Below are 3,119 nucleotides of genomic sequence, written 5' to 3' on the forward strand. Positions count from 1 at the left end.
GATGGCACCAGCACGGTGGTCAACGCGTTTAATGGTGAGTTCAGTTTTGACGTCCCAGCGGGTAACAGTTCTTACACTGTGTCGGTTAAGACCACCGATGACAACAACGCGCCTGTATATGAAGGCGATGAAACCTTTACTTTAAGTGGTGCAAGCAGCAGTCAAACAGGTACTGTGAGTGGTGAAGCGACCATTCAAGATGGTGGCGAGGACAGCGATAACGATCGCCCTGATTTAACCGTTACAGGCGCAGGTACCGTCTCTGAAGGTGAGGTGGCAACGTTTAGCATCAACCTCTCCAACCCTGTTGATCATGCGGTTACCCTCGATTTGCGTGCCAAAACTAACGGCAACGCCAATACCGCCGAAGCGGATGATATCGGTGAGATGCGCGCGTACTATCTCGATGGTGACGATAAAGTTTATCTGGACTTTGATGGCCGCGAAATTTCAGTGCCAGCGGGTGTGCAGGACATCTTTGTTGAAGTCGACACCGTGGATGACAACGCTGCACCTGTACACGAAGGCAGCGAACGTTTCCAGCTTGTGGTTCGTGATGTGGATGGCGTGACCACTGACAGTAATGGCAAAGCGAAAGCAGCGGCGTTTATTGATGACAGCGGCAATGGTGCGGGGGATAACCCGGACGATGACCGCCCAGAAATCACCAGCATCTCCAGCCCAACCGTCGATGAAGGCGGTACTGCCGTCTTTGATGTGACGCTCAGTAACCCAAGTGAGTTGGCAACGCCTGTCACCATGACGCTGGCGAATGGCACGGCGGAAAGTGACGACTACAGCAGCAATCAAATCACCGTCAACTTTGCCGATGGCACCAGCACGGTGGTGAATGCGGTCAATGGTGAATTCAGTTTTGATGTCCCAGCGGGTAACAGTTCTTACACTGTGTCGGTTGAGACCACGGATGACAATAACGCGCCCGTGTATGAAGGCGATGAAACCTTCACCTTAAGCGGTGCTAGCAGTAGTCAGACAGGCACAGTGAGCGGTGAAGCAACCATTCAAGATGGTGGTGAGGGCAGCGATAACGATCGCCCTGACTTAACCGTCACAGGTGCAGGTACCGTCTCTGAAGGTGAGGTGGCAACCTTCAGTATCAATCTTTCTAACCCTGTTGACCATGCCGTTACCCTCGATTTACGTGCCAAAACCAACGGCAATGCCAATACCGCGGAAGCGGACGATATTGGTGAGATGCGTGCGTACTATCTTGATGGTGACGATAAAGTCTATCTGGACTTTGATGGTCGTGAGATTTCTGTGCCAGCGGGTGTACAGGACATCTTTGTTGAAGTCGATACCATAGACGACAACGCAGCGCCGGTGCACGAAGGCAGCGAACGTTTCCAGCTTGTGGTACGCGATGTCGATGGAGTGACCACAGACAACAATGGCAAAGCGAAAGCGGCGGCGTTTATTGACGACAGCGGCAATGGTACGGGAGATAACCCGGACGATGACCGCCCAGAAATCACCAGCATCTCCAGCCCAACCGTCGATGAAGGCGGTACGGCTGTCTTTGATGTCACGTTGAGCAACACAAGTGAATTGGCAACGCCAGTCACCATGACACTGGCGAATGGTACAGCGGAAAGTGGCGACTACACCACCAACCAAATTACCGTCAATTTTGCTGATGGCACCAGCACGGTGGTTAATGCAGTCAATGGTGAGTTCAGTTTTGATGTCCCAGCGGGCAACAGTTCTTATACCGTGTCGGTTGAGACGATCGATGATAACAATGCCCCTGTGTATGAAGGTGATGAAACCTTCACCTTAAGCGGTGCGAGCAGTAGTCAAACAGGTACGGTGAGCGGCGAAGCGACCATTCAGGATGGTGGTGAAGGCAGCGATAACGATCGCCCTGACCTCACCGTCACAGGCGCGGGTACCGTCTCCGAAGGTGAGGTGGCAACCTTCAGTATCAATCTCTCCAATCCTGTTGACCATGCCGTCACGCTTGACCTGCGTGCGAAAACCTACGGCAACGCTAATACCGCGGAAGCGGACGATATTGGTGAGATGCGTGCGTACTATCTTGATGGCGACGACAAAGTTTATCTGGACTTTGATGGTCGTGAGATTTCAGTACCTGCGGGCGTGCAGGACATCTTTGTTGAAGTCGATACCGTGGATGACAACGCATCGCCGGTGCACGAAGGCAGTGAACGCTTCCAGCTTGTGGTTCGCGATGTTGACGGCGTGACCACAGACAGTAATGGCAAAGCGAAAGCGGCGGCGTTTATTAACGACAGCGGCAATGGTGCGGGGGATAACCCAGACGACGATCGTCCAGAGATTACCAGCATCTCTAGCCCAACAGTCGATGAAGGCGGTACCGCTATCTTTGATGTCACGCTGAGCAACCCAAGTGAATTGGTTACTCCTGTTACCATGACGCTGGCCAATGGCACGACGGAAAGTGATGACTACACCAGCAATCAAATCACCGTCAACTTTGCTGATGGCACCAGCACGGTTGTCAACGTGATTAATGGTGAATTCAGCTTTGATGTCCCAGCGGGCAACAGTTCTTACACTGTGTCGGTTGAGACCACGGATGACAACGATGAGCCTGTGTATGAAGGCGATGAAACCTTCACCTTAAGTGGCGCGAGCAGTAGTCAAACAGGTACCGTCAGCGGTGAAGCGACCATTCAAGATGGTGGCGAGGGCAATGACGATGATCGCCCAGGAATTACCAATATCTCCAGCCCAATCGTCGATGAAGGCGGTACGGCGGTGTTTGATGTCACGCTTAGTAACCCGAGTGAATTGGTTACGCCAGTCACCATGACGCTGGCTAATGGCACAGCGGAAAGTGACGACTACACCACCAATCAAATCACGGTTAACTTTGCCGACGGTAGCAGCACTGTGGTCAACGCGGTTGATGGTGAATTCAGTTTTGATGTCCCAGCGGGCAACAGTTCTTACACCGTGTCGGTTGAGATTACTGATGACAACAACGCACCTGTGTACGAAGGCGATGAAACGTTCACCTTAAGCGGAGCGAGCAGCAGTCAAACAGGTACAGTGACTGGTGAAGCAACCATTCAGGATGGTGGTGAGGGCAATGACGATGACCGCCCTGAAGG

General features: G+C 52.6%; 1 pseudogene. It reads left to right on the top strand.

From position 1 onward, the window contains the following. Nucleotides 1-3,119: pseudogene (locus IX95_RS26575) on the top strand (hypothetical protein); the annotation flags it as partial.

This window comes from Vibrio sp. B183, from assembly GCF_000740665.1.
Taxonomy (GTDB): Bacteria; Pseudomonadota; Gammaproteobacteria; order Enterobacterales; family Vibrionaceae; genus Vibrio; species Vibrio coralliilyticus.